The organism is Paractinoplanes aksuensis, from assembly GCF_024137025.1.
Lineage (GTDB): Bacteria > Actinomycetota > Actinomycetes > Mycobacteriales > Micromonosporaceae > Actinoplanes > Actinoplanes aksuensis.
Window position 1 is genome coordinate 36071 of record NZ_JAMYJR010000016.1, and the last position, 19968, is coordinate 56038.

Consider the following 19968-nt stretch of genomic DNA (forward strand, 5'->3'; position numbering starts at 1 on the left):
TCGGCGCGGCTCCGGTGACGCTGAGGCTGAATCAGCCCTTCATGAGCTCGTGCGCGTTCTTCTCGAGGTCCTCGAGGCCGCCGCACATGAAGAAGGCCTGCTCGGGGAAGTTGTCGTACTCGCCCTCGCTGATCTTCTTGAACGCCTCGATGGTCTCCTTGAGCGGGACCGTCGAGCCGGGCACGCCGGTGAACTGCTCGGCAGCGTACGTGTTCTGGGAGAGGAAACGCTCGATGCGGCGAGCCCGCTGCACCGTGACCTTGTCCTCTTCCGAGAGCTCGTCCATACCGAGGATGGCGATGATGTCCTGCAGGTCCTTGTACTTCTGCAGGATGCGCTGCACCTCACGGGCGACCGTGTAGTGCTCGGCGCCGACGAACTCGGGCGCCAGGATTCGCGAGCTGGAGGCCAGCGGGTCCACGGCGGGGTAGATGCCCTTGTCGGAGATCGACCGCTCGAGGTTGGTCGTCGCGTCCAGGTGGGCGAACGTGGTGGCCGGCGCCGGGTCGGTGTAGTCGTCGGCGGGCACGTAGATCGCCTGGAGCGAGGTGATGGCCTTGCCCCGGACCGAGGTGATCCGCTCCTGCAGCTCGCCCATCTCGTCGGCCAGCGTGGGCTGGTAACCCACGGCCGACGGCATGCGGCCGAGCAGGGTGGAGACCTCGGAGCCGGCCTGGGTGAACCGGAAGATGTTGTCGATGAAGAGCAGCACCTCCTGGTTCTGGACGTCCCGGAAGTACTCCGCCATGGTCAGCGCGGACAGGGCGACCCGCAGGCGGGTGCCCGGCGGCTCGTCCATCTGGCCGAAGACGAGGGCGGTCTTGTCGAGCACGCCACCCTCTTCCATCTCGAGGATGAGGTCGTTGCCCTCGCGGGTGCGCTCACCCACGCCGGCGAACACCGACGTACCACCGAAGTTACGGGCAACCCGGATGATCATCTCCTGGATGAGCACCGTCTTGCCCACGCCCGCGCCGCCGAACAGGCCGATCTTGCCACCGCGCACGTACGGCGCCAGCAGGTCGAGCACCTTGATGCCGGTCTCCAGCATCTCGGTCTTCGGCTCGAGGTCGGCGAACGCCGGGGGCTTGCGGTGGATCGACCAGCGCTCCTGGATGTCCAGCGTCGACGGGTCGACGTTGAGCACCTCGCCCAGGGCGTTGAACACGTGGCCCTTGGTCACGTCACCGACGGGCACCGAGATCGGCGAGCCGGTGTCGGAGACCTCGGCCCCGCGGATAAGGCCGTCGGTCGGCTGCATCGAGATGGCGCGGACGATGTTGTCCCCCAGGTGCTGGGCGACCTCCAGCGTCAGCGTCTTGGTGCCCTCGGACAGGGTCACCGAGACGTGCAGCGCGTTGAAGATGTCGGGCATGGCGTCCCGGGGGAACTCGGCGTCGACGACCGGGCCGATGACCCGGACGACGCGGCCGACACCGGTCTCCGCCTTGGTGGGCTCAGCTACAGCAGTCATCACGTATCACTTCCTGCCGAGGACAGCGCCTCGACGCCGCCAACGATCTCACTGATTTCCTGGGTGATCGCGGCCTGCCGCGCGGAGTTCATCTCGCGCGTGTACCGCTTGAGCAGGTCGTCCGCGTTGTCCGACGCGCTCTTCATCGCCCGCCGCCGCGACGCCGACTCGCTTGCCGCCGAGTCCAGCAACGCCGCGTAGATCCGCGTGTTGAGGTACTTCGGCAGCAGCGCGTCGAGCAGCTCGTCGGCGTCCGGCTCGAACTCGTAGGCCGGGCGCAGACCGGGCTCGACCTCGCGCTCCTCGACCTGCATGGGGGCCAGGAAGTGCGCCTCGGCGCTCTGCGTCATCAGCGACTTGAACTGCGTGCTGACGATGTGCAGCTCGTCGACGCCCTGGATCCCGTCGGGGCCATAGGTGCTGTCGGTGTCGTCCGCGCCGGCGATGAACGCGTCCAGCAGGGCGTCGCCGATCGTCTTGGCGTCGGGGAACGACGGACGCTCGGAGAAGCCCGTCCAGCTGGCCTCGATCGGCCGGTTGCGGAACCGGTAGTAGCCGACGCCCTTGCGGCCGACGACGTACAGGACCGGCTCCTTGCCGTCCGCCTTGAGGCGCTCGATCAGCTGCTCGGCGGTGCGGATGGCGTTGGCGTTGTAGGCGCCGGCCAGGCCGCGGTCACTCGTGATGAGCAGGACACCCGCCCGCCGGACCCGCTCGCGCGGGACCAGCAGGGGGTTGTCGATCGTCGCGTTGGACGCCAAGGCGGTCAGGACCTGGGTGATCGCCTCCGCGTACGGCTTGGAGGCGTTGACCCGCTCCTGAGCCTTGGCGATGCGGCTGGTCGCGACCAGCTCCTGCGCCTTCGCGATCTTCTTGGTCGACTTGACGGTGCGGATGCGCCGTCGGAGAGCCTGTACCTGACCGGCCATGACTACTTCTCTTCGGCCGGACGGTTGACCTCGCGGGTCACCGTCTCACGCGTCTGGCGACCCTCTTCGAGGGGCTCGGCCGGGTTCTCGTTGACCGCCGAACCCGTCTCGCCGCGCTTGAAAAGCTCCTTGAACTCGGTCACGCCGCTCTTCAGGTTCTCGACGTCGTCGTCCGACAGCAGGCCGGTCGAGTCGATCGCGGTGTAGGTGTCGCTGCGGTGCCGCTTGATCCAGCCCAGGAAGTCCTGCTCGAAGCGGCGGACGTCGCCGACCGGGATGTCGTCGAGCTGGCCCGTGGTGCCGGCCCAGATCACGATGACCTCGTCGACCACCGAGTACGGCGAGTACTGCGGCTGCTTGAGCAGCTCGACCAGGCGTACGCCCTTCTCGAGCTGGGCCCGCGAGGCGCGGTCCAGGTCGGAGGCGAAGGCGGAGAACGCCTCCAGCTCACGGAACTGGGCCAGGTCGAGGCGAAGCCGGCCGGAGACCGAGCGCATGGCCTTGACCTGCGCCGAACCGCCGACCCGGGACACCGAGGTGCCGACGTTGATCGCCGGGCGGACACCCGAGGCGAACAGGTCGGTCTCGAGGAAGATCTGGCCGTCGGTGATCGAGATGACGTTCGTCGGGATGTAGGCCGAGATGTCGTTGGCCTTCGTCTCGATGATCGGCAGACCGGTCATCGAACCCGCGCCCAGCTCGTCGGAGAGCTTGGCGCAACGCTCGAGCAGACGGGAGTGCAGGTAGAAGACGTCGCCCGGGTAGGCCTCGCGGCCCGGCGGGCGGCGCAGCAGCAGTGACACCGCGCGGTAGGCCTCGGCCTGCTTCGTCAGGTCGTCGAAGACGATCAGGACGTGCTTGCCGTTGTACATCCAGTGCTGTCCGATGGACGAGCCGGTGTACGGGGCGATGTACTTGAAGCCGGCCGGGTCGGACGCGGGAGCGGCGACGATCGTCGTGTACTCCAGCGCGCCGTTGGCCTCGAGCGTGCCGCGGATCGAGGCGATGGTGGTCGCCTTCTGACCGATGGCGACGTAGATGCAGCGGACCTGCTTGGTCGGGTCGCCCGACTCCCAGTTGGCGCGCTGGTTGATGATCGTGTCGATCGCGACCGTGGTCTTGCCGGTCTTGCGGTCGCCGATGATCAGCTGGCGCTGGCCGCGGCCGATCGGCGTCATGGCGTCGATCGCCTTGATGCCGGTCTGCAGCGGCTGCTTCACCGGCTGGCGGTTCATCACGTTGGGGGCCTGGAGCTCGAGCTCACGGAAGCCCTCGTTGGCGATCTCGCCGCGGTCGTCGATCGGCCGGCCCAGCGGGTCGACCACGCGACCGAGGAAGGCGTCGCCGACCGGGACCGAGAGAACACGGCCGGTCCGCTTGACCTGCTGGCCCTCCTCGATGCCGGTGAAGTCGCCCAGAACCACGACGCCGATCTCGCGGACGTCGAGGTTCAGGGCCACGCCCAGCGTGCCGTCCTCGAACTCGAGCAGTTCGTTCGCCATCGCCGAGGGCAGGCCCTCGACGTGCGCGATGCCGTCGCCCGCATCGGAGACGATGCCGACCTCTTCGCGGGTGACCTCATTGGTAGCGGACGAGACGTAGCGCTCTAGCGCCCCCCGGATCTCGTCCGAGGAGATGGTCAGCTCGGCCATCCTCTGCCTTCTCTGTCTAGCTCGGGACGTTCCCGCCACCGAGGGGCCTGCTCGATCCGCGTCGCCGCCGGACCGAGGAAAAAATCTACTTCGCGAAAGCCTGCTTGGCGGCGTTGAGCCGGCGCAGGATCGTGCCGTCGTAGAGGTCGGAGCCGACCCGGACACTGACGCCGCCGATGATCGCGGGATCGACGTCGACCTTCAGCGAGACCTGGCGGCCGTAGATGTCGGACAACTTGGCAGCCAGCGCCTGCTCGTCGGCGTCGGTCAGCGGCTTGGCGACCGTCACGTACGCGACCTCACGGTCACGCTTCGCGGCGGTCAGCTCGACCAGACGACTCAACGACGCCTCGAAGCCACGGCCCCCGAAACCCTCGAGAGCGATCTCGGCGAGCCGCACCGTGGCCGGCTGGGCCTTGCCCTTGAGCAAGTCCTCCACCAGCTTAACCCGGCGTTCGATCGGCGCACCTGGATCGCTCAGCGTGACGGCGAGCTGGGAGTTCCCCGAGACGATCTGCCCGAAGCGGAACAGTTCGTCCTCGATGTCGGCCAGCTTGCCGTCCTTCTGGGCGGAGTCCAGCACGGCGTCGGCCCCCAGCCGCTCGACGGCGTCGAGCAGCTCGGCGGGCCGGGAGAACCGGCCCGAGACCAGGGTCGCCAGCGTGTCGAGGACGACCTCGGCGACCTTGCCGGACAGCAGCGAACGGACCAGACCGGCCCGGTCGGCGCCGGAGCGCGACGGGTCGGTCAGCGCCCGGCGGAGCCGGGGCTGCGCCCGCAGCAGGCCGGCCACCGACAGGATCTCGTCGGCGGCCGAGGCGACCTGAGCGGTCGTGGCCGTGCTGGTGCCGGCCGCGAACTTGGCGCTCGCCTCGGCCGTGGCCTGCTGGCCGGCGGTCGACGCCATCAGCGCCGCCCGCCCGCCGAGCCGGCCGTGCCGAGCTCGTTGATGAACCGCTCGACGGTGCCCCGGCTACGCGCCTCGTCGGCGAGGCTCTCGCCGACGATCTTGCCGGCCAGGTCGACCGCGAGCGTGCCGACCTCGGAGCGGAGCTCACGCACGATGCTTTCGCGCTGCGCGGCGAGCTGCTCCCGCCCGGCCCCGATGATCCGGTCGGACTCCTCGCGGGCCTTGCCCAGGATGTCCTGCCGGATGCCCTCGGCGTCGGCCCGGGCCTCGTCGCGGATGCGCGCGGCCTCGGTACGAGCCTCGGCCAGCTGGGCCTTGTACTGCTCGAGAAGCTGGTTGGCCTCGGCCTGGGCGGCCTCGGCGCGCTTGATCCCACCCTCGATCGCGTCGACCCGCGCCGCGAACGTCTTCTCCATCATCGGGAAGACGAACTTGATCAGCACGAAGCACAGGATGCTGAACGCGACGAGACCGAGAACGACCTCCTGCCAGAGCGGGATGATCGGGTTGTGCTCCGTGCCGCCTTCGGCGGCAACGGTGAGAACATCGGTGATCATGGACACCTCCTAACGAGGCTGAAGATCAGACGTTGCCGGCCCAGATGAAGCCGAACGCGATGCCGAGCAGCGCCAGGGCCTCGATGACGGCGAAGCCGATCCAGACGTACGGCAGGGTCAGGCGCGACGACTCGGGCTGACGCGCCGTCGACTGGATGTAGGCCGAGAAGACCAGGCCGACACCGATGCCGGGGCCGATGGCGGCGAGACCGTAGCCGATGGCGGCGGTGCTGCCCTCAACGGCCGCGATGTAGTCAACCATTACGAAATCCTCCTGGAATCTCGCGTGACAGTCACGCGGGACGACAAACGGGGTGATGCAGGGTGGTGCGGGATGGAACTCAGTGCTCGTCGGCGAGCGCGCCCTGGACGTAGCTCGCGGTGAGCACCGTGAAGACGTAGGCCTGGAGACAGATGACCAGGAACTCCAGGAAGGTCAGCGCAATGGTCATCGCCCACGAGACGAGCGAGAACGGCGCGAACCAGATGTTGGCGTTCAGCATCGCGAAGCCGCCCAGCGTGAACACCAGCAGCAGCATGTGGCCGGCGAACATGTTCGCGAAGAGACGGACGGCGAGCGAGAACGGCCGCACGAGGAAGGTCGAGAAGAACTCGATCGGAATCAGCAGCGGCAGGATGAACCACGGCGCCGGCGGAATGAGCGCGTGCTTGAAGTACTTCAGGCCGCCGTGGTGCTTCATGCCGATGTAGATGAACATCACGTAGCTGATGACCGCGAGAATGGCGGGGAAGGCGATGTGCGAGTTCGGCGAGATCTGCGCGAACGGCACGATGGCCCAGAAGTTCATCAGCAGGATGAAGACGAACAGCGTCGTCAGGTAGGGCGCGAAATTGATGCCGCGCTTGCCGAGCATGTCGACCGCGATGTTGTTGCGCACGAAGCCGTAGATGCTCTCGGCGAGCCACTGCTTCTTGGTCGGCACCAGCTGCGGCTTCCGGTACGTGACCAGGAAGAAGATGATGATCGCCGCCACCGAGACCCACATGAGCGCGGTGATCTTGGTGAACCAGTAGCTGTCGTGCGCGCCCCACGGCACGATGCTGGGCAGATAGAAGTCCTCGACACTCGGCGGGAACGGAACTTCCGAAGCGAGGACCAACGACTGCTCGATCACCGTAGCCCTTTCCTGTCAGGCGCCGAGACGGCGCACGATGAGGTAGACACCGCCGGCGATGCCAACGACTGCGCCGATACCGGCGAAGATGCCCTTGGTGCCGACATAGTGGTCAACCAGCCAGCCGATCGCTCCCCACACCAACATGCCTGAGATCAGGTATGCGACGGCCGTCATTCCCATGCCCGTGTCGGGCGGGGGTGGGTCGTCGTCACCACTGGGGTTCCTGGGAGGTTCTTGACCGGTCATGACGGCCCGAACGATATCAGCAGGAAAGACGAGGCTAAGCGGGACCCCCCGCACAACCGAAGCTGTCCAGGCGTCAGGGGTCTCGCAACTGGAAGGACACGGTACTCCCCCTTCGCCATAACCCGACAAGCCATAAGCGTTCACGTCACCGTTTCGTGGTCAACAAACCACGAATGGGGCGCTGACGAGGCGAAACGCCCATTAGACGATCAGTTCGAGCGACTCACTTTGTGGAACCACCAGGCCTGGACGGCGGTCCAGACCACGACGGCCACGACGATGCCCCAGCCGAGCGCGTCCTTGCCGGCCCAGTTCGCCGACACCCCGAAGGCCAGCACCACACCCAGCGCGCCGTACTTGAGCACGTAGGTGAACAGGGCCAGCGGCATCAACAGGGCCGGTCGCACGGTGTCGGCCCAGGCGATGACGAGCGTCGACATCGTAAAGCTGACCGTCACGATCAGCACGCCGGCGGCCGCGCCCAGGGCCGAGGGCGCCCCGCCGGCGAGGAAGCCGGCCGAGGCGGCGCAGAGCAGCAGCGCGAACGACACCGCGCTGAGGAACGGCAGGTGGGCCACCCGCCACCGCGGGTCGGCGGGCAGCGGGGGCAGGTCGGGCAGGGGACGGTCGTCCTCGTCGTCCTTGACCGCCTGCTCGCGCTGGAACTCGAGCGCGCGCTGACGTTCCTGCTCGAACTCGTCGATCTCTGTGGTCAAGCCATCACCTCCTGCCGCCCGTACGCCGGGAACCGGCGCACCAGGGCGGCCACCTCGTCCGCGGCATCGGCCAGCCGGGCCGCCCCGGCCGTCGTGGCCGGATCGCTGCGCACGGCCCCGCCGATCAGACCGGCGATCTGCCGCATCTCGTCCTCGCGCATGCCCTGGGTGGTCACGCTCGGCGTGCCCACCCGGATGCCCGAGGCCACCGCGGGTCGCTCCGGATCGTACGGGATGGCGTTCTTGTTGATGGTGATGCGGGCCAGCTCGCACCGGGCCTCGGCGTCGCGGCCGCAGATCCCGGTGTCGCGCAGGTCGGTCAGGGCCAGGTGGGTGTCGGTGCCACCGGTGACCGGCCGCATGCCCTGGGCGGCGAGCCCGGCCGAGAGCGCGCGGGCGTTGGCCACGACCTGCTCGGCGTACGCCCGGAAGGCGGGCTGCGCGGCCTCGCGCAGGGCCACCGCCTTGGCCGCGACGACGTGCATCATCGGGCCGCCCTGACTGAACGGGAAGACGGCCTTGTCGATCCGCTGGGCCAGCTCGGCCCGGCACAGGATCATGCCGCCGCGCGGGCCCCGCAGCACCTTGTGAGTGGTGCAGGTGACCACGTCGGCGTGCGGCACCGGGGACGGGACGGCCCGGCCCGCGACCAGCCCGATGAAGTGGGCGGCGTCGACCACCAGGTAGGCGCCCACCTCGTCGGCGATCTCGCGGAACGCGGCGAAGTCGATCAGGCGGGGGTACGCGGTGGCGCCGCACATGATGATCTTGGGTCGATGGGCCAGCGCGAGGTCGCGGACCTCGTCGTAGTCGATCAGCTCGGTGTCGGCCCGGACCCGGTAGCCGATGGGGTGGAACCACTTGCCGCTGAAGTTGACCCGGCTGCCGTGGGTGAGGTGGCCGCCGTGGGACAGCTCCATGGCCAGCACCGGGTCGCCGGGCTCGGCCAGGGCCGCGTACGCCGCGAGGTTGGCCGCCGCCCCCGAGTGCGGCTGGACGTTGGCGTGCTCGGCGCCGAACAGATCCCGGGCCCGCTCGACGGCCAGCCGCTCCGCGTGGTCGGCCTCGGCGCAGCCGCCGTAGTAGCGCTCACCGGGGTAACCCTCGGCGTACTTGTCGGCCAGGGTCGAGCCGAGGGCGGTCAGCACGGCCGGCGAGGTGAAGTTCTCGCTGGCGATCAGCTGCAGCCCGCCGCGCTGACGGGCCACCTCGGCCAGCAGGACGTGGGCGATCTCCGGATCGGTGCGTTCGAGCGCCCCGAAGTCCGGACCCCAGAAGGTGTCCACGTGCCCTCCCCGAGCAGTCACCGTCGCCGGATTCGAGCATATGGCTTATGAGGGGCCTTCCGAGGGCACAGTCTGCGTTTATGCGGTGCTTGGTGACCGGTGCGACCGGATACATCGGCGGGCGGCTCGCCCCCCGTCTGCTCGAGGCCGGCCACGAGGTGCGGTGTCTGACCCGGGGCGTGGGACGGCTGCGCGACGTGCCCTGGGTGTCCCGGGTCGAGGTGGCCGAGGGCGACCTGAACGAACCCGAGACGCTCACGGCGGCCCTGGAGGGCGTCGACGTGGCGTACTTCCTGGTCCACTCGCTGGGCCGCAAGGACTTCGAGGCGCTGGACCGGGAGGCCGCCCACAACTTCGCCACGGCGGCCGAGGCGGCCGGCGTCTCGCGCATCATCTACCTGGGCGGGCCCGAACCGCCGGCCGACGAGCACCCGTCGCCGCACCTGCGGTCGCGGGCCGAGGTGGCCCGGATCCTGCTGGCGAGCGGGGTGCCGACGGCCGTGCTGCGGGCTCCGGTGATCATCGGGTCCGGGTCGGCGTCGTTCGAGATGCTGCGCCACCTGACCGAGCGGCTGCCGGTCATGGTCACCCCGCGCTGGGTCACCAACCGGATCCAGCCCGTCGCCGTCCGGGACGTGCTGCGCTACCTGATCGCCGCGATCGACCTGCCGCCCGAGGTCAACCGGGGCTTCGACGTCGGTGGCAAGGACGTCCTCACGTACGCCCAGATGATGCAGGGGTACGCCCATGTGGCCGGCCTGCGGAAGCGGGTGATCGTGCCGCTGCGCCCGCTGAGCCCGTGGCTGTCGGCCCACTGGGTCGGCGTGGTCACCCCGGTGCCCAACGCGATCGCCCGCCCGCTGGTGGCCAGCCTGATCCACGAGGCGGTGGCCCACGAGGACGACATCCGCCAGTACTCCCCCGACGAGCCGCTCGGCTTCGAGCAGGCGGTCCGGGTCGCGCTCGGCAAGATCCGCGACGCCAACGTGGAGACCCGGTGGTCGAACGCGGCCGGGCGGGACTGGGCGGCCGAGCCGCTGCCCTCGGACCCCGACTGGTCGGGCGGCAGCATCTATGTCGACGAGCGCTGCCGCGAGGTGAAGGCGCCGGTGGACGCGCTGTGGCGGGTCATCGAGGGGGTCGGCGGCGAGAACGGCTGGTACTCGTTCCCGCTGGCCTGGTCGGTCCGGGGCTGGCTGGACCGCCTGGTCGGCGGGGTCGGGCTGCGCCGGGGGCGGCGCGACCGTCAGCACCTGCGGGTCGGCGAGGCGCTCGACTGGTGGCGGGTCGAGGAGGTCGAACCGGGCCGGACGCTGCGGCTGCGGGCCGAGATGAAGGTGCCGGGCCGGGCCTGGCTCGAGATGTGCGCCACCCCGGACGGCAACGGCGGCAGCATCTACCGGCAGCGGGCCATCTTCCTGCCGCGCGGGCTGGGCGGGCACGCGTACTGGGCCTCGGTCGTGCCCTTCCACGGGTTCATCTTCAGCGGCATGGCCCGCAACATCGCCCGCGGCGCCGAGACCAGTCCAACCACCCCGCCCGCCGCTCAGGAAAGGGCTGAAGGCTTGCCTGCTACTTAGCCGCCGCGCGGCCCAACCGGTCGCGTACGGCCAGCCAGTCCTCGGTGCGAGGCGGCTCCTGGACCAGGATCGTGGTCACGCCGGCGTCGTCCAGACGGTGCAGGGCGGCGTAGAGGTCGGCCGCGTACTCGCGGGGGTCGCCGGAGAGCACCTCGGCCCCCTCGACCCCGGCCGTCTCGTACGTGAGGACGCCGACCGATTCGTCCCGGTCGGCCTCGCGGACGTCGTCGACCAGCACGAGCCGCGCCCGGGGCGCGTAGTGCCGGCGGCTCATGCCGGGCGACGGCCGGGCCGCGCCGTCGGACGGCCCCTCGCCGGGCAGCTCGACCGGCCCGGCCACGTCACGCAACTCGCGCAGCGGCACGGCGCCCGGCCGCAGCAGCCGCACCCCGCCGCCGGTCAGGTCGAGCACGGTCGACTCGATGCCCCAGGCCGCCGGGCCGCCGTCGAGCACCAGCGGCACGTCGGGCAGGCTGCGCAGCACGTGCTCGGCCGTGGTCGGCGAGATGCCCTCGGAGCGGTTGGCGCTGGGCGCGGCCAGGGGCAGCCCCGACTCCTCGAGCAGCCGCAGCGCGACCTCGTGGGCCGGGACGCGGATGGCGATGGTGTCGTTGCTCGCGCCGACCCCGCTCAGGTGGCGGGCCCGCGGCAGCACCAGGGTGAGCGGGCCGGGCCAGAACTGGGCGGCCAGCTCGTTGGCCTCGACGGGCCACGACTCGGCCAGCTCGCGGGCGGCCTCGACGTTGGCCACGTGCACGATCAGCGGGTTCCACGAGGGCCGGTTCTTGAGCCGGTAGATCTCGCCGACCGCCTTCTCGGAGAACGCGTTCGCGCCCAGGCCGTAGACCGTCTCGGTGGGAAAAGCGACGACCGAGTCGGCCCGCAGCACCTCGACCGCCCGCCGGAAGCCGTCGGCGTCGGGACGGACGACCGTCACGGCAGCAGGAGCACGGCGAAGGGAACGGTGGTGTCCTCGATCTCGTCGCCGATGCGCTGGAACGTCGAGTCGCCCCGGCCCCACGGGTCGTCGAGATCGTCGCCGGGCCGCGGACCGGAATCGCCGCGCGCCCCGTGCACGGCCTCGACGATGGCGACCCCGCGGGCGCGCACGGCGTCGGGCTTCGGCTCGGACGGCGGCAGCGCGGCGGCGTCGATCGAGCCCAGCAGCCGGCCGAACTCGCCGGTGACGAACGTGCGGGCCGCCGCCTCAGGCCGCAGCGCGACCACGTAGTCGTACTGGTCGGCGGTGGCGGTGAGGATCAGGTCGGCCTCGTCGATGAAGTCGCCGCGCAGCTTGCGGGCCTCGAAACCGTCGTCGCCGCCGCCCCGGGCCAGCACCTGGCGGGCCGCGGGCGGGTTCATCTGCTCGCCCTCGTGCCAGCCGCCGGTGCCCGCGCTGACGCTGCGCACGAGCTGGTCGCCCTGCTCGCCGACCCGGTCGCGGACCGCGCGGGCCAGCAGGCGCTCGGCCATCGGGGAGCGGCAGATGTTGCCCATGCAGATATGCAGGACGGTGAAGGGCGCCACCTCAGGCCTCCGGGGCCAGCAGCTCGGGCACGACGTCGCGCAGCTTCTCGATGGGGATCGCGCCGGCCCGCAGCACCTGCGGGGCCTCGCCGCTGACGTCGACGATCGTGCTCGGGGCCGGGTCGTGCGCCTCGCCCGCCTCGAGATAGACGCGGACCGCGTACTCGAGCTGGTCGCGGGCCGCCTCGGCGGTGCCGGGCGCGGGCGAGCCGACCTTGTTGGCCGTGGTGACCGCCATCGGGCCGACCGCGCGCAGCACCTCGAGCGCGACCGGGTGCAGAGGCATGCGGACGGCGATGCGGCCGCCGGTCTCGCCCAGATCCCACTGCAGGCTGGGCGAATGCTCGACGTAGAGGGTCAGCGCGCCCGGCCAGAACGCGTCGGCCAGCTCGCGGGCCGCCTTGGGCAGCGAGTAGACCAGGCCGTCGAGCGTGTGCCGGGACCCGACCAGCACCGGCGGCGGGACGAAGTTGGTGACGCTTCGCGCATGGTGCAGCGCGGTGATCGCATGCGGGGTGAACGCGTCGGCGCCGACGCCGTACACCGTGTCGGTCGGCATGACGACCAGCTCACCGCTCTTGACCGCCTCGACGGCGGCGGCGATGCCGCGATCCCGGTCCGCGGTGGTACGGCAGTCGTAGAGCATCACACCGTGCAGTCTGCCATGCGCCGCGCCATATCGATCAGGTGCGCCGGGCGGTCGCGTACCGGGGGCGGCCGGTGAGGTCGTCGTGGGCGGTCACCTCGGTGAACCGGCCGTCGGCCCGCAGCAGCGCGGGCACCGCCTCGCCGTGCACGTCGTCGTGCTCGATGCCGACCACGCCACCCGGTGCGAGCAGGGCCGCGGCCAGCGCGACGACGGGCCGGATGACCTCGAGCCCGTCCCCGCCGCCGAAGACCGCCTCGGCCGGGTCGAGCGCGACCTCGGGCGGCACCGTCGTGGCCGTGGGGACGTACGGCGGGTTGCAGAGCACCACGGTCACGGCGCCGCGCAGATCGGGCAGCAGGCCGGGGTCGGTCACGTCACCCGCGACGACCTCGACCGCCGCGAACGGCTCGGCGTTGCGGCGCAGATAGGACAGCGCGGCCGGGGACCGTTCGACCGCGACGACCCGGCCCGGCTTCGCCTCGTCGGCCACGGCGAGCGCGATCGCGCCCGAGCCGCTGCACAGGTCGACCACCGTCGCGCCGGGCGCCGTGTGCTCGATCCCCCAACCAGCGAGCAGTTCCGTCTCGGGTCGTGGGACGAAGACGCCGTCGCCGACCTGAAGTTCGAGATGCCGGAAGGCGGCCGTGCCGAGCAGATGCTGGAGCGGGATCCGCTGCGCCCGCTGCGCGACCAGGGCCGTGAACCGGCTCAGCTCACCGGCCCGCAACGAGTCCACGAGCAACAATCGACCCCGGGGGATGCCCAGCACGTGCGCGGCGAGCCACTCGGCATCGACCCGGGGCGATGGCAGCCCGGCGGCGGCGAGATCGGCCGTCGCTCTTGCCAGAGCGGCGCTCAGCGAAGATCGGGAGATGTTTTCCAAGTCCGGCACGGCATAATCATCGGACGTCACGTGCGACGCCGACCGGCCGGGTCGGTGGCCTGACGCGCGGCACCGGTGGGAGGCGCCTGGTGAGTTGGCTGGACCGACTCGCGGAGAACGTCGACGAGCTGCGCCGGGCCAACACCCTGCAGCAGAACGGGCGCTCGGCCGAGGCGTTGCCCATCCTCGACGGTGTGCTGGCCGTCGTGACCGACCCCACCACCCGGGCCTACGCGCTGGTCCAGCGATTCGGCGCGCTGATCAACCTGGGCCGCATAGCCGACCTCGCGGCCGCGATGACCACCGCGGAAAACGCCGTCCGCGAGATTCCCGATCCCTATCTGCGCGGCCAGATGCACGCGTTCGCGGCGCTCGGCGCCCACCTCGAGCGCAATCTGGACCGTGGGGTGACCCACCTGGTGCAGGCCTCGCGGGCGCTCGCCGCCGTGCGCGAGAACGACTCCGAGACCGCCTGGGGCTGGCACGACCTGGCCATGGCGTACTCCTATCTGGGCTTTCACGGGCACGCGCTGACCGCGATCGAACAGGCCCGGCAGGTCGGCGTCGCGGTCGGCGTGCCTCCCGAGATCTTCGCGGCGCCCGGCATCCGGCTGCGCAACGCCGTCTCGCTCGACCACCAGGGCGACACCGACGGTTGTCTGCGAGTGCTGCGCGACATCAACGTCGAGCTGGCCCGCTACGTGTCGATCGGCGCCGACAAACTGCGTCCGGGCAGCCGTGCGGCGTACGGCTACTCGCTGGCCCGGCGGGCGGCGCTGGGTGAGGAGACGGGCGCCGACGCGCTGACCTGGCTGACCGGCGGCGGCGACAGCATCCGCACCCGCGACCTGCACCACCTCGGGAACGTCTGCCTCACGCTGGCCGCCGGCCAGCCCGAGCTGGCACTGTCCATGCTCGACTCGGTGCCGGTCTCGGCCGAGATTTTGGGCGCGGCCGAACCGGCCCGGTTGCGCAGCATCTGTCACGCGGCCGCCGGTGACCACGCGGCCGCGCACGCCGCCGACCGCTACGCGTTCCGCCTCGCCGCCCAGCGCATCGACCGGCTGCGCGACGGTTACCTCGACGGCGTCGCGGCCCGGCTCGACGCGCAGGAGACGCAGCGCGAGGCCGGCCGCTACGGCGACGAGTCGCTCACCGACCCGCTGACCGGCCTGCCCAACCGCCGCCAGCTCGAGCGGTACGTGGCCACGATGCTGGCCCGGGGCGAGCGCGCGGCCATCGGCGTCTGCGACCTGGTCGGCTTCACCGAGGTCAACGCCCGGCACGGCCGGCACTGCGGCGACCTGGTGCTCCAGCGCATCGCGGGGGTGCTGAGCCGGGTGATGCGCCGGGGCGACTTCGTGGCCCGGTTCGCCGGCGACGAGTTCGTGGTGGTGCTGCCGGGCGCGGGCACGACCCAGGCGGCCGAGGTGTCGCGCCGCATCGCCGCGGCCACCAACGCCGAGAACTGGCAGGTCCTGGTGCCGGGGACGCCGATAAGCCTGGCCGCCGGCTGGTCCGAGGTGGGGGCCAACGGGCGTACGCTGAGTGCCGCCCTCGCCGCGGCCGCGGCGAACCGGCTGCCCAGCCGGCCGCTCAGCGAAATGACCTGACCTGTGCCATGAGCACCATCGAGCTCGGCGAGATGCCCACGGCCGGCGACGACCGGCCGGCGCCCGCCGGCTCGGCCCGGTTCGACCGCCGGCTCGTCCGTCAGATCGCCCTGGTCGTGGCTGCGCTGTTGTGCGCGGTCACGCTGACCGGCGCCGAGGTGCCCCGGGCCCACGGCCTGCGTCCGCTGTGGAGCGTCGCGACCAGCGAGGCCCAGGGCACCGCGCTGAGCCGCGATTCCCTCTTCGTGTACCGCACGGCCGACTCGGTCACGACGATCGTCGCGCACGACCTGCGCACCGGCGCGATCCGCTGGCAACGCACGCTCAACGGGGCCATCGGCTACATCCAGCCCGCCGACGACGCCGGGATGCTGCTCATCCCGACCGAGGGCCGGCTGGTCGAGCTGCCTTCGGCCAACGACGGCACGGCCTTCCAGGCCGAGGTGCACGGGGCGACGGTCGCGGTGTCGATCGCCACCGGCGAGGAGCTGTGGCGCACCGACGGCGAGCCCTACACGGTCAGCCACGACACCGCCCTGATGACCCAGTTCAGCCCGGGGGCGGCCCTCAGACGGATCCGGCTGATCCGGCTCAGCGACCGCAGCACGATCTGGAGCCGCGACACCGCCGGGGTTCGCAACTACCTGTCGCTGCCGATGAACGACCGGCCCGACAAGGTCGTCACGGCCACCGACGTGGGCGAGATCAAGATTTACGCGTACGCCTCGGGGGCGCTGCTCAGCGAGGCCAGGATCCCGTGGGTCACGCCGCGTCCGGACGAGGGCTTCTTCAACGACCTCACCGGCACGAGCGAGATCCTGGTGGTCAACCGGTCGCAGGCCAACACGTTCGACATGAGCGTCTACCGCACCGACACGATGGCCGAGCTGTGGCGGGCCCCGCACACCGACGGGTACGCGTTCGCGTGCGGCGCCGCGCTCTGTGTCAACGGCGGCCAGGGAGTGGTGGCCTACGACATGAACACCGGCGCCCAGCTGTGGCGGCTGGCCGACGCGGCCAACGCCTGGCCGCTGAACGCCGAGCGGGTGGCGGTCGGCGAGGGCGCCGACGACGGTGCGATGCGGCTCGTCGACGCCGGCACCGGCCGGGTGGTCGGCGAGCCCGCCTCGGGCACGCTGGCCTGGAACGAGACGCAGGAGGGCACGGCTCTTGTGCTGCGCCCGACCGAGTCACCCGCCGGCCGCACCGCGGTCACCCGGTGGGACCTGCGGACCGGCCGCCAGTGGCTGCTGGGCTCGATCGCCCCGGTGGCCGGGCCACCGTGCTCGGTGCGGACCGGCATCCTGGCCTGCAACCGCGGCGACAGCTACGAGGTCATCGCCGTCGGCTGACTACCGGCGGTCGATCTCGGTCTCGCCGGCCAGGCGGGCCGCGCGGTCGGAGGCGGCCAGCGCGTCCAGCACCCCGTCGAGCTCGCCGCCGAGCACCAGGTCGAGGTTGTAGGCGGTGTAGCCGATGCGGTGGTCGGTGATCCGGTTCTGCGGGAAGTTGTAGGTGCGGATCCGCTCCGAGCGGTCGACCGTGCGCACCTGGGCCTTGCGCGAGTCGGAGGCCGCCGCGTCCGCCTCCTCCTGGGCGATGGCCAGCAGCCGCGACCGCAGGATGCGCATCGCCGACTCCTTGTTCTGCAGCTGGCTCTTCTCGTTCTGGCAGCTCACGACCGTGCCCGTGGGCAGGTGGGTGATGCGCACGGCCGAGTCGGTGGTGTTGACCGACTGGCCACCGGGCCCGGACGAGCGGAACACGTCGATCCGCAGGTCGTTGGGCGCGATCTCGAGCTCGACCTCTTCCGCCTCGGGCAGCACCAGCACGCCGGCGGCCGAGGTGTGGATGCGGCCCTGCGACTCGGTGACCGGGACGCGCTGCACCCGGTGCACGCCGCCCTCCCACTTCATCCGGGACCAGACGCCGTGACCGCCGTCGGGAACACCCTTGGTGCGTACGCCGATCGAGATGTCCTTGACCCCGCCGAGATCCGACTCCTGGGAGTCGATCACCTCGACCGCCCAGCCCCGGCGCTCGGCGTAGCGGGTGTACATGCGCAGCAGGTCCCCGGCGAACAGCGCGGACTCCTGGCCGCCCTCCCCCGCCTTGATCTCGACGATCACGTCCTTGGCGTCGCTGGGGTCGCGCGGGATCAGCATCTCGCCCAGCTTCTCCTCCAGCGGCGGCAGCGCGGCCGCGACCGACTCGACCTCGGACGCGAAGGCCGGGTCCTCGGCCGCCAGCTCCTTGGCCGCGGCCAGGTCGGCCCGGGCCGCCTCGAGCTCGGCGTTGGCGGCGTAGATGGGGGCCAGCTCGGCGAAACGGCGGCCGACCCGGCGCACGAGGGCCTGGTCCGAGTGGATGGACGGGTCCTCCATCCGCTGCTCCAGCGCGGCGTACTCGTCGAGAAGGCTGCTCAGACGATCGTTGCTCACGGGTCTCTCCCTCCGGTTTCCAGCCGACATGCGAACGGCGCCCGCCCCCGGAACGGGGAACGGGCGCCGTTGAAGCAGTTACTTCTTCTTCGCGGCGTTGATCTTGGCGTACTTCGCCTGGAACTTCGCGACCCGGCCCGCGGTGTCGAGGACGCGCTGCTTGCCGGTGTAGAACGGGTGGCAGGCGCTGCAGGTCTCGACGCGGATCTCGCCGCCCTTGGCGGTGCTGCGGGTGGTGAAGGTGCTGCCGCAGGAGCAGATGACCTCGGTCGAGGTGTACTCCGGGTGAATGCCGCTCTTCATGTGTTCTCGGTCCCTCTCGAAAAGTGGTCGCCGGGTCGCATCGCTGCGGGAACCGGAACCTTCTGGCCGATGTACCAGTCTGCCATGCCGCCGCGTCCAGGCGAAATCGGCTCGACCTGCGCTTCAACGTAGGCTCCGGCCGGGGCATTCCCGGGGTGTTTCCGCCTTTTTGCCCGAACCCGTCCGGGGCGGCTCCCGGGTAGCCTCGGCTGGATCTTTACGCGAACGGGCCGCAGGCAGCACTATGCATGCGGCCGTGTTGCCGGGCAGAGGGGGACTTCGAAGTGCTGAAGTATCCCCGGACCCGGCACCTGCCCGATTCGCCCGGCATCGGCGACGACCGGGCGCAGCCCGATCTGTCGTGGTTGGACGGCGAGCTGGTGGTGACCGAGAAGCTCGACGGCGGCAACCTGACCTTCACCCGGGACGCGATCTACGGGCCGGGCCCCGGTGACGACACGCAGCCCTGGGACCGCCCGGCCAAGGCGCTGTGGGCCATGACGGCCCACCGGATCCCGGACGACTGGCGGGTGTGCGGCGAGTCGATGTGGGCCCGTCGTAGCATCGCCTACTCCGACCTGCCCGGCGTCTTCATCGTCTTCGGCATCTGGGACGAGACGAACACGCTGCTGGGCTGGGACGACACTGTCGACTGGGCGCGACGGCTGGAACTGCCGGTGGTGCCGGTGCTCTACCGCGGCGGCAGCCTCTCCGAGGCCCGGTCGGCCTGGGCCGCCCGCTGCTCGCGGTCGAGTTCCGAGGGGTACGTGGTACGCGCGGCCGGTCGCATCCCGGCCGACGAGTTCGAGGTCAAGGTGCTGGCCTGGGTTCACGCCAGGCGGCCGCGGGTTCCGCGCGGCGACACCTTCGCCGTCAATGAGTTCGCCTGACCGGGCACCCCTCCCGGGCCAGCGCGGCCGCCGGTTCGTCCAGGTAGAAGGCGGGTCGCAGGTCCATCTCGTCGTAGTAGCGGTGGAAGACCGGGGTGATCCCGCCCGACAGCGGCGGCACGATCCAGGTCCAGTCCGCGGGCACCGGGCGGCCGGCCTTCTCCTCGTTGCTCAGATGCTTGAGGAACCGCTGCGACTCGGTGTGGTGGTCGCTCATCTTGATCCCGGCCGCCTCGAACGAGTGCAGCACGGCCACGTTCAGCTCGACCAGGGCCCGGTCACGCCACAGCGTCGACTCCCGGCTCGTGTCCAGACCCATCCGCGCGGCCACGGTCGGCAGCATGTCGTAACGGTCGGTGTCGGCCAGGTTGCGCGCGCCGATCTCGGTGCCCAGGTACCAGCCGTTGAACGGGGCCAGCGGGTAGTGGACGCCGCCGATCGTCAGGCGCATGTTCGAGATGGCCGGCACCGCGTGCCACCGCAGGCCGAGCTCGGCGAACCAGCTGAACTCGGGATGCGTCAGCGGAACCTCGCGGATGGCCCGTTCGGGCAGCTCGTAGAGGCGTACGCCCTCGGCCGGGGTTTCGATCGCCAGCGGGAGCACGTCGAACTGGTCACCCTTGCCCCGCCACCCGTAGCCCCGCATGGCCGCGGTGAACTGCTCCTGACGCGCATCGCCCTTGGGGCAGCCGTCGGGGCCGCGGTAGCCGGCGTACCGGATGAGCTGCTCGTTCCAGACCCGGGCGTAGGGCTGACCGGGCTGGGCGGCCGCGAAAACGCTGATCACCGGCCGGATCTGGCCGTCGCCGGCGGTGCGCAGGTGGTTCACCAGCAGCGAGAAGATCTCATCGGCGGTCCGCGCGCGGCGCCGGTCGAGGACGACGAGACTGCGCCAGTAGAGCCGGCCGATGCACCGGCTCGCGTTGCGCCAGGCCAGTTTGGCGCCGTAGGCGAGCTCATCGGTGGTGTGCACGTAGGTGCCGGTGGCCGCGATCTGGGCCCGGACGATGGCCAGCCTCGGTTCGACCGGCCCCAGCCGTTGGTTCTCGGTGTAGCACTGCCGCAGGAAATCCTCGGCCTCACCGGGGTCGGCGGGCGCGGCCGGGTCCCATCTCGCGGCCGGCTCGTCCCGGTAACCAGGCACTGTCATCGGGCCTCCCCAACCGTCTGTGT

21 protein-coding genes are annotated in these 19968 nt (G+C 70.9%); 4 read left to right on the forward strand and 17 right to left on the reverse strand.

From position 1 onward, the window contains the following. Positions 1–31: 31 nt before the first annotated feature. From atpD to glyA, 10 genes are all read right to left on the reverse strand, one after another. A complete protein-coding gene (atpD, locus tag M1L60_RS16060; protein ID WP_253238222.1) occupies positions 32–1474 on the reverse strand; it encodes a F0F1 ATP synthase subunit beta in 1443 nt (480 codons plus the stop codon). After that, a complete protein-coding gene (locus tag M1L60_RS16065; protein WP_253238223.1) occupies positions 1474–2403 on the reverse strand; it encodes a F0F1 ATP synthase subunit gamma in 930 nt (309 codons plus the stop codon). The genes atpD and M1L60_RS16065 overlap by 1 nt, the downstream gene beginning before the upstream one ends. Positions 2404–2405: 2 nt before the next feature. Further along, positions 2406–4055: a F0F1 ATP synthase subunit alpha gene (gene atpA / locus M1L60_RS16070; protein WP_253238224.1), complete on the reverse strand. Its 1650-nt coding sequence runs from the start codon at positions 4053–4055 to the stop codon at positions 2406–2408. 85 nt (positions 4056–4140) lie between these two features. Next, entirely contained in the window at positions 4141–4962 is an 822-nt protein-coding gene (locus M1L60_RS16075) for a F0F1 ATP synthase subunit delta (RefSeq protein WP_253238225.1), read from the reverse strand. Next, positions 4962–5522, reverse strand: a complete 561-nt coding sequence (locus M1L60_RS16080; protein ID WP_253238226.1) for a F0F1 ATP synthase subunit B — start codon at positions 5520–5522, stop codon at positions 4962–4964. The genes M1L60_RS16075 and M1L60_RS16080 overlap by 1 nt, the downstream gene beginning before the upstream one ends. A 25-nt stretch (positions 5523–5547) precedes the next feature. Continuing rightward, positions 5548–5784 carry an ATP synthase F0 subunit C gene (locus tag M1L60_RS16085; protein WP_253238227.1) on the reverse strand — a complete coding sequence of 79 codons (237 nt, stop codon included), beginning with the start codon at positions 5782–5784 and terminating at the stop codon, positions 5548–5550. A 79-nt stretch (positions 5785–5863) separates the two neighbouring features. Then, positions 5864–6658 (reverse strand): F0F1 ATP synthase subunit A, encoded by a 795-nt coding sequence (atpB, locus tag M1L60_RS16090; RefSeq protein WP_253238228.1) that lies wholly within the window; start codon positions 6656–6658, stop codon positions 5864–5866. 15 nt (positions 6659–6673) lie between these two features. Continuing rightward, positions 6674–6907: an AtpZ/AtpI family protein gene (locus M1L60_RS16095; RefSeq protein ID WP_253238229.1), complete on the reverse strand. Its 234-nt coding sequence runs from the start codon at positions 6905–6907 to the stop codon at positions 6674–6676. Between the two features lie 209 nt (positions 6908–7116). Next, positions 7117–7623, reverse strand: a complete 507-nt coding sequence (locus tag M1L60_RS16100; RefSeq protein ID WP_253238230.1) for a hypothetical protein — start codon at positions 7621–7623, stop codon at positions 7117–7119. Then, complete coding sequence (glyA, locus tag M1L60_RS16105; protein ID WP_308208493.1) at positions 7620–8909, reverse strand: serine hydroxymethyltransferase; 1290 nt, start codon at positions 8907–8909, stop codon at positions 7620–7622. Before glyA ends, M1L60_RS16100 begins: the two co-directional genes overlap by 4 nt. 80 nt (positions 8910–8989) lie before the next feature. Here glyA and M1L60_RS16110 point away from each other — a divergent pair, with 80 nt between their 5' ends. Continuing rightward, the gene (locus M1L60_RS16110; protein ID WP_253238231.1) at positions 8990–10489 is read left to right on the forward strand and encodes an SDR family oxidoreductase; all 1500 of its coding nucleotides are present in this window, start codon (positions 8990–8992) and stop codon (positions 10487–10489) included. Here the strand turns inward: M1L60_RS16110 and M1L60_RS47830 are convergent. The 4 genes from M1L60_RS47830 to prmC are packed head-to-tail and all read right to left on the reverse strand — an operon-like array spanning position 10482 to position 13557. Continuing rightward, the gene (locus M1L60_RS47830) at positions 10482–11426 is read right to left on the reverse strand and encodes an L-threonylcarbamoyladenylate synthase (protein WP_253238232.1); all 945 of its coding nucleotides are present in this window, start codon (positions 11424–11426) and stop codon (positions 10482–10484) included. The two genes, M1L60_RS16110 and M1L60_RS47830, sit on opposite strands and share 8 nt — an antisense overlap. Then, a complete protein-coding gene (locus tag M1L60_RS16120; RefSeq protein ID WP_308208494.1) occupies positions 11423–12016 on the reverse strand; it encodes an arsenate reductase/protein-tyrosine-phosphatase family protein in 594 nt (197 codons plus the stop codon). Before M1L60_RS16120 ends, M1L60_RS47830 begins: the two co-directional genes overlap by 4 nt. A gap of 1 nt (position 12017) precedes the next feature. Further along, a complete protein-coding gene (locus tag M1L60_RS16125) occupies positions 12018–12662 on the reverse strand; it encodes an L-threonylcarbamoyladenylate synthase (protein ID WP_253238361.1) in 645 nt (214 codons plus the stop codon). A gap of 37 nt (positions 12663–12699) precedes the next feature. Continuing rightward, entirely contained in the window at positions 12700–13557 is an 858-nt protein-coding gene (prmC, locus tag M1L60_RS16130) for a peptide chain release factor N(5)-glutamine methyltransferase (RefSeq protein ID WP_438862115.1), read from the reverse strand. An 80-nt stretch (positions 13558–13637) separates the two neighbouring features. Here prmC and M1L60_RS16135 point away from each other — a divergent pair, with 80 nt between their 5' ends. Together M1L60_RS16135 and M1L60_RS16140 are read left to right on the forward strand one after the other, a co-directional pair. Then, the gene (locus M1L60_RS16135; RefSeq protein ID WP_253238233.1) at positions 13638–15161 is read left to right on the forward strand and encodes a GGDEF domain-containing protein; all 1524 of its coding nucleotides are present in this window, start codon (positions 13638–13640) and stop codon (positions 15159–15161) included. Positions 15162–15169: 8 nt separating this feature from the next. Further along, positions 15170–16513 carry an outer membrane protein assembly factor BamB family protein gene (locus tag M1L60_RS16140; RefSeq protein WP_253238234.1) on the forward strand — a complete coding sequence of 448 codons (1344 nt, stop codon included), beginning with the start codon at positions 15170–15172 and terminating at the stop codon, positions 16511–16513. Here the strand turns inward: M1L60_RS16140 and prfA are convergent, their stop codons facing one another. Continuing rightward, positions 16514–17602, reverse strand: a complete 1089-nt coding sequence (gene prfA, locus M1L60_RS16145) for a peptide chain release factor 1 (protein ID WP_253238235.1) — start codon at positions 17600–17602, stop codon at positions 16514–16516. It abuts the gene before it with no gap. Positions 17603–17680: 78 nt separating this feature from the next. Then, the gene (rpmE, locus tag M1L60_RS16150) at positions 17681–17905 is read right to left on the reverse strand and encodes a 50S ribosomal protein L31 (RefSeq protein WP_253238236.1); all 225 of its coding nucleotides are present in this window, start codon (positions 17903–17905) and stop codon (positions 17681–17683) included. A 284-nt stretch (positions 17906–18189) separates the two neighbouring features. Here rpmE and M1L60_RS16155 point away from each other — a divergent pair, with 284 nt between their 5' ends. Beyond that, positions 18190–18795 (forward strand): RNA ligase family protein, encoded by a 606-nt coding sequence (locus tag M1L60_RS16155; protein ID WP_253238237.1) that lies wholly within the window; start codon positions 18190–18192, stop codon positions 18793–18795. Here the strand turns inward: M1L60_RS16155 and M1L60_RS16160 are convergent. Next, positions 18779–19945, reverse strand: a complete 1167-nt coding sequence (locus tag M1L60_RS16160; protein WP_253238238.1) for a nitric oxide synthase oxygenase — start codon at positions 19943–19945, stop codon at positions 18779–18781. The genes M1L60_RS16155 and M1L60_RS16160 overlap by 17 nt on opposite strands. Between the last annotated feature and the right edge of the window lie 23 nt (positions 19946–19968).

Coding starts and splice junctions, on each gene's coding strand:
- M1L60_RS16080 (WP_253238226.1), bottom strand. CDS start 5,522: ATGATCACCGATGTTCTCACCGTTGCCGCCGAAGGCGGCACGGAGCAC.
- atpD (WP_253238222.1), bottom strand. CDS start 1,474: ATGACTGCTGTAGCTGAGCCCACCAAGGCGGAGACCGGTGTCGGCCGC.
- M1L60_RS16095 (WP_253238229.1), bottom strand. CDS start 6,907: ATGACCGGTCAAGAACCTCCCAGGAACCCCAGTGGTGACGACGACCCA.
- M1L60_RS16085 (WP_253238227.1), bottom strand. CDS start 5,784: ATGGTTGACTACATCGCGGCCGTTGAGGGCAGCACCGCCGCCATCGGC.
- M1L60_RS16065 (WP_253238223.1), bottom strand. CDS start 2,403: ATGGCCGGTCAGGTACAGGCTCTCCGACGGCGCATCCGCACCGTCAAG.
- M1L60_RS16140 (WP_253238234.1), top strand. CDS start 15,170: ATGAGCACCATCGAGCTCGGCGAGATGCCCACGGCCGGCGACGACCGG.
- M1L60_RS16110 (WP_253238231.1), top strand. CDS start 8,990: ATGCGGTGCTTGGTGACCGGTGCGACCGGATACATCGGCGGGCGGCTC.
- atpA (WP_253238224.1), bottom strand. CDS start 4,055: ATGGCCGAGCTGACCATCTCCTCGGACGAGATCCGGGGGGCGCTAGAG.
- M1L60_RS16160 (WP_253238238.1), bottom strand. CDS start 19,945: ATGACAGTGCCTGGTTACCGGGACGAGCCGGCCGCGAGATGGGACCCG.
- rpmE (WP_253238236.1), bottom strand. CDS start 17,905: ATGAAGAGCGGCATTCACCCGGAGTACACCTCGACCGAGGTCATCTGC.
- M1L60_RS16075 (WP_253238225.1), bottom strand. CDS start 4,962: ATGGCGTCGACCGCCGGCCAGCAGGCCACGGCCGAGGCGAGCGCCAAG.
- M1L60_RS16125 (WP_253238361.1), bottom strand. CDS start 12,662: ATGCTCTACGACTGCCGTACCACCGCGGACCGGGATCGCGGCATCGCC.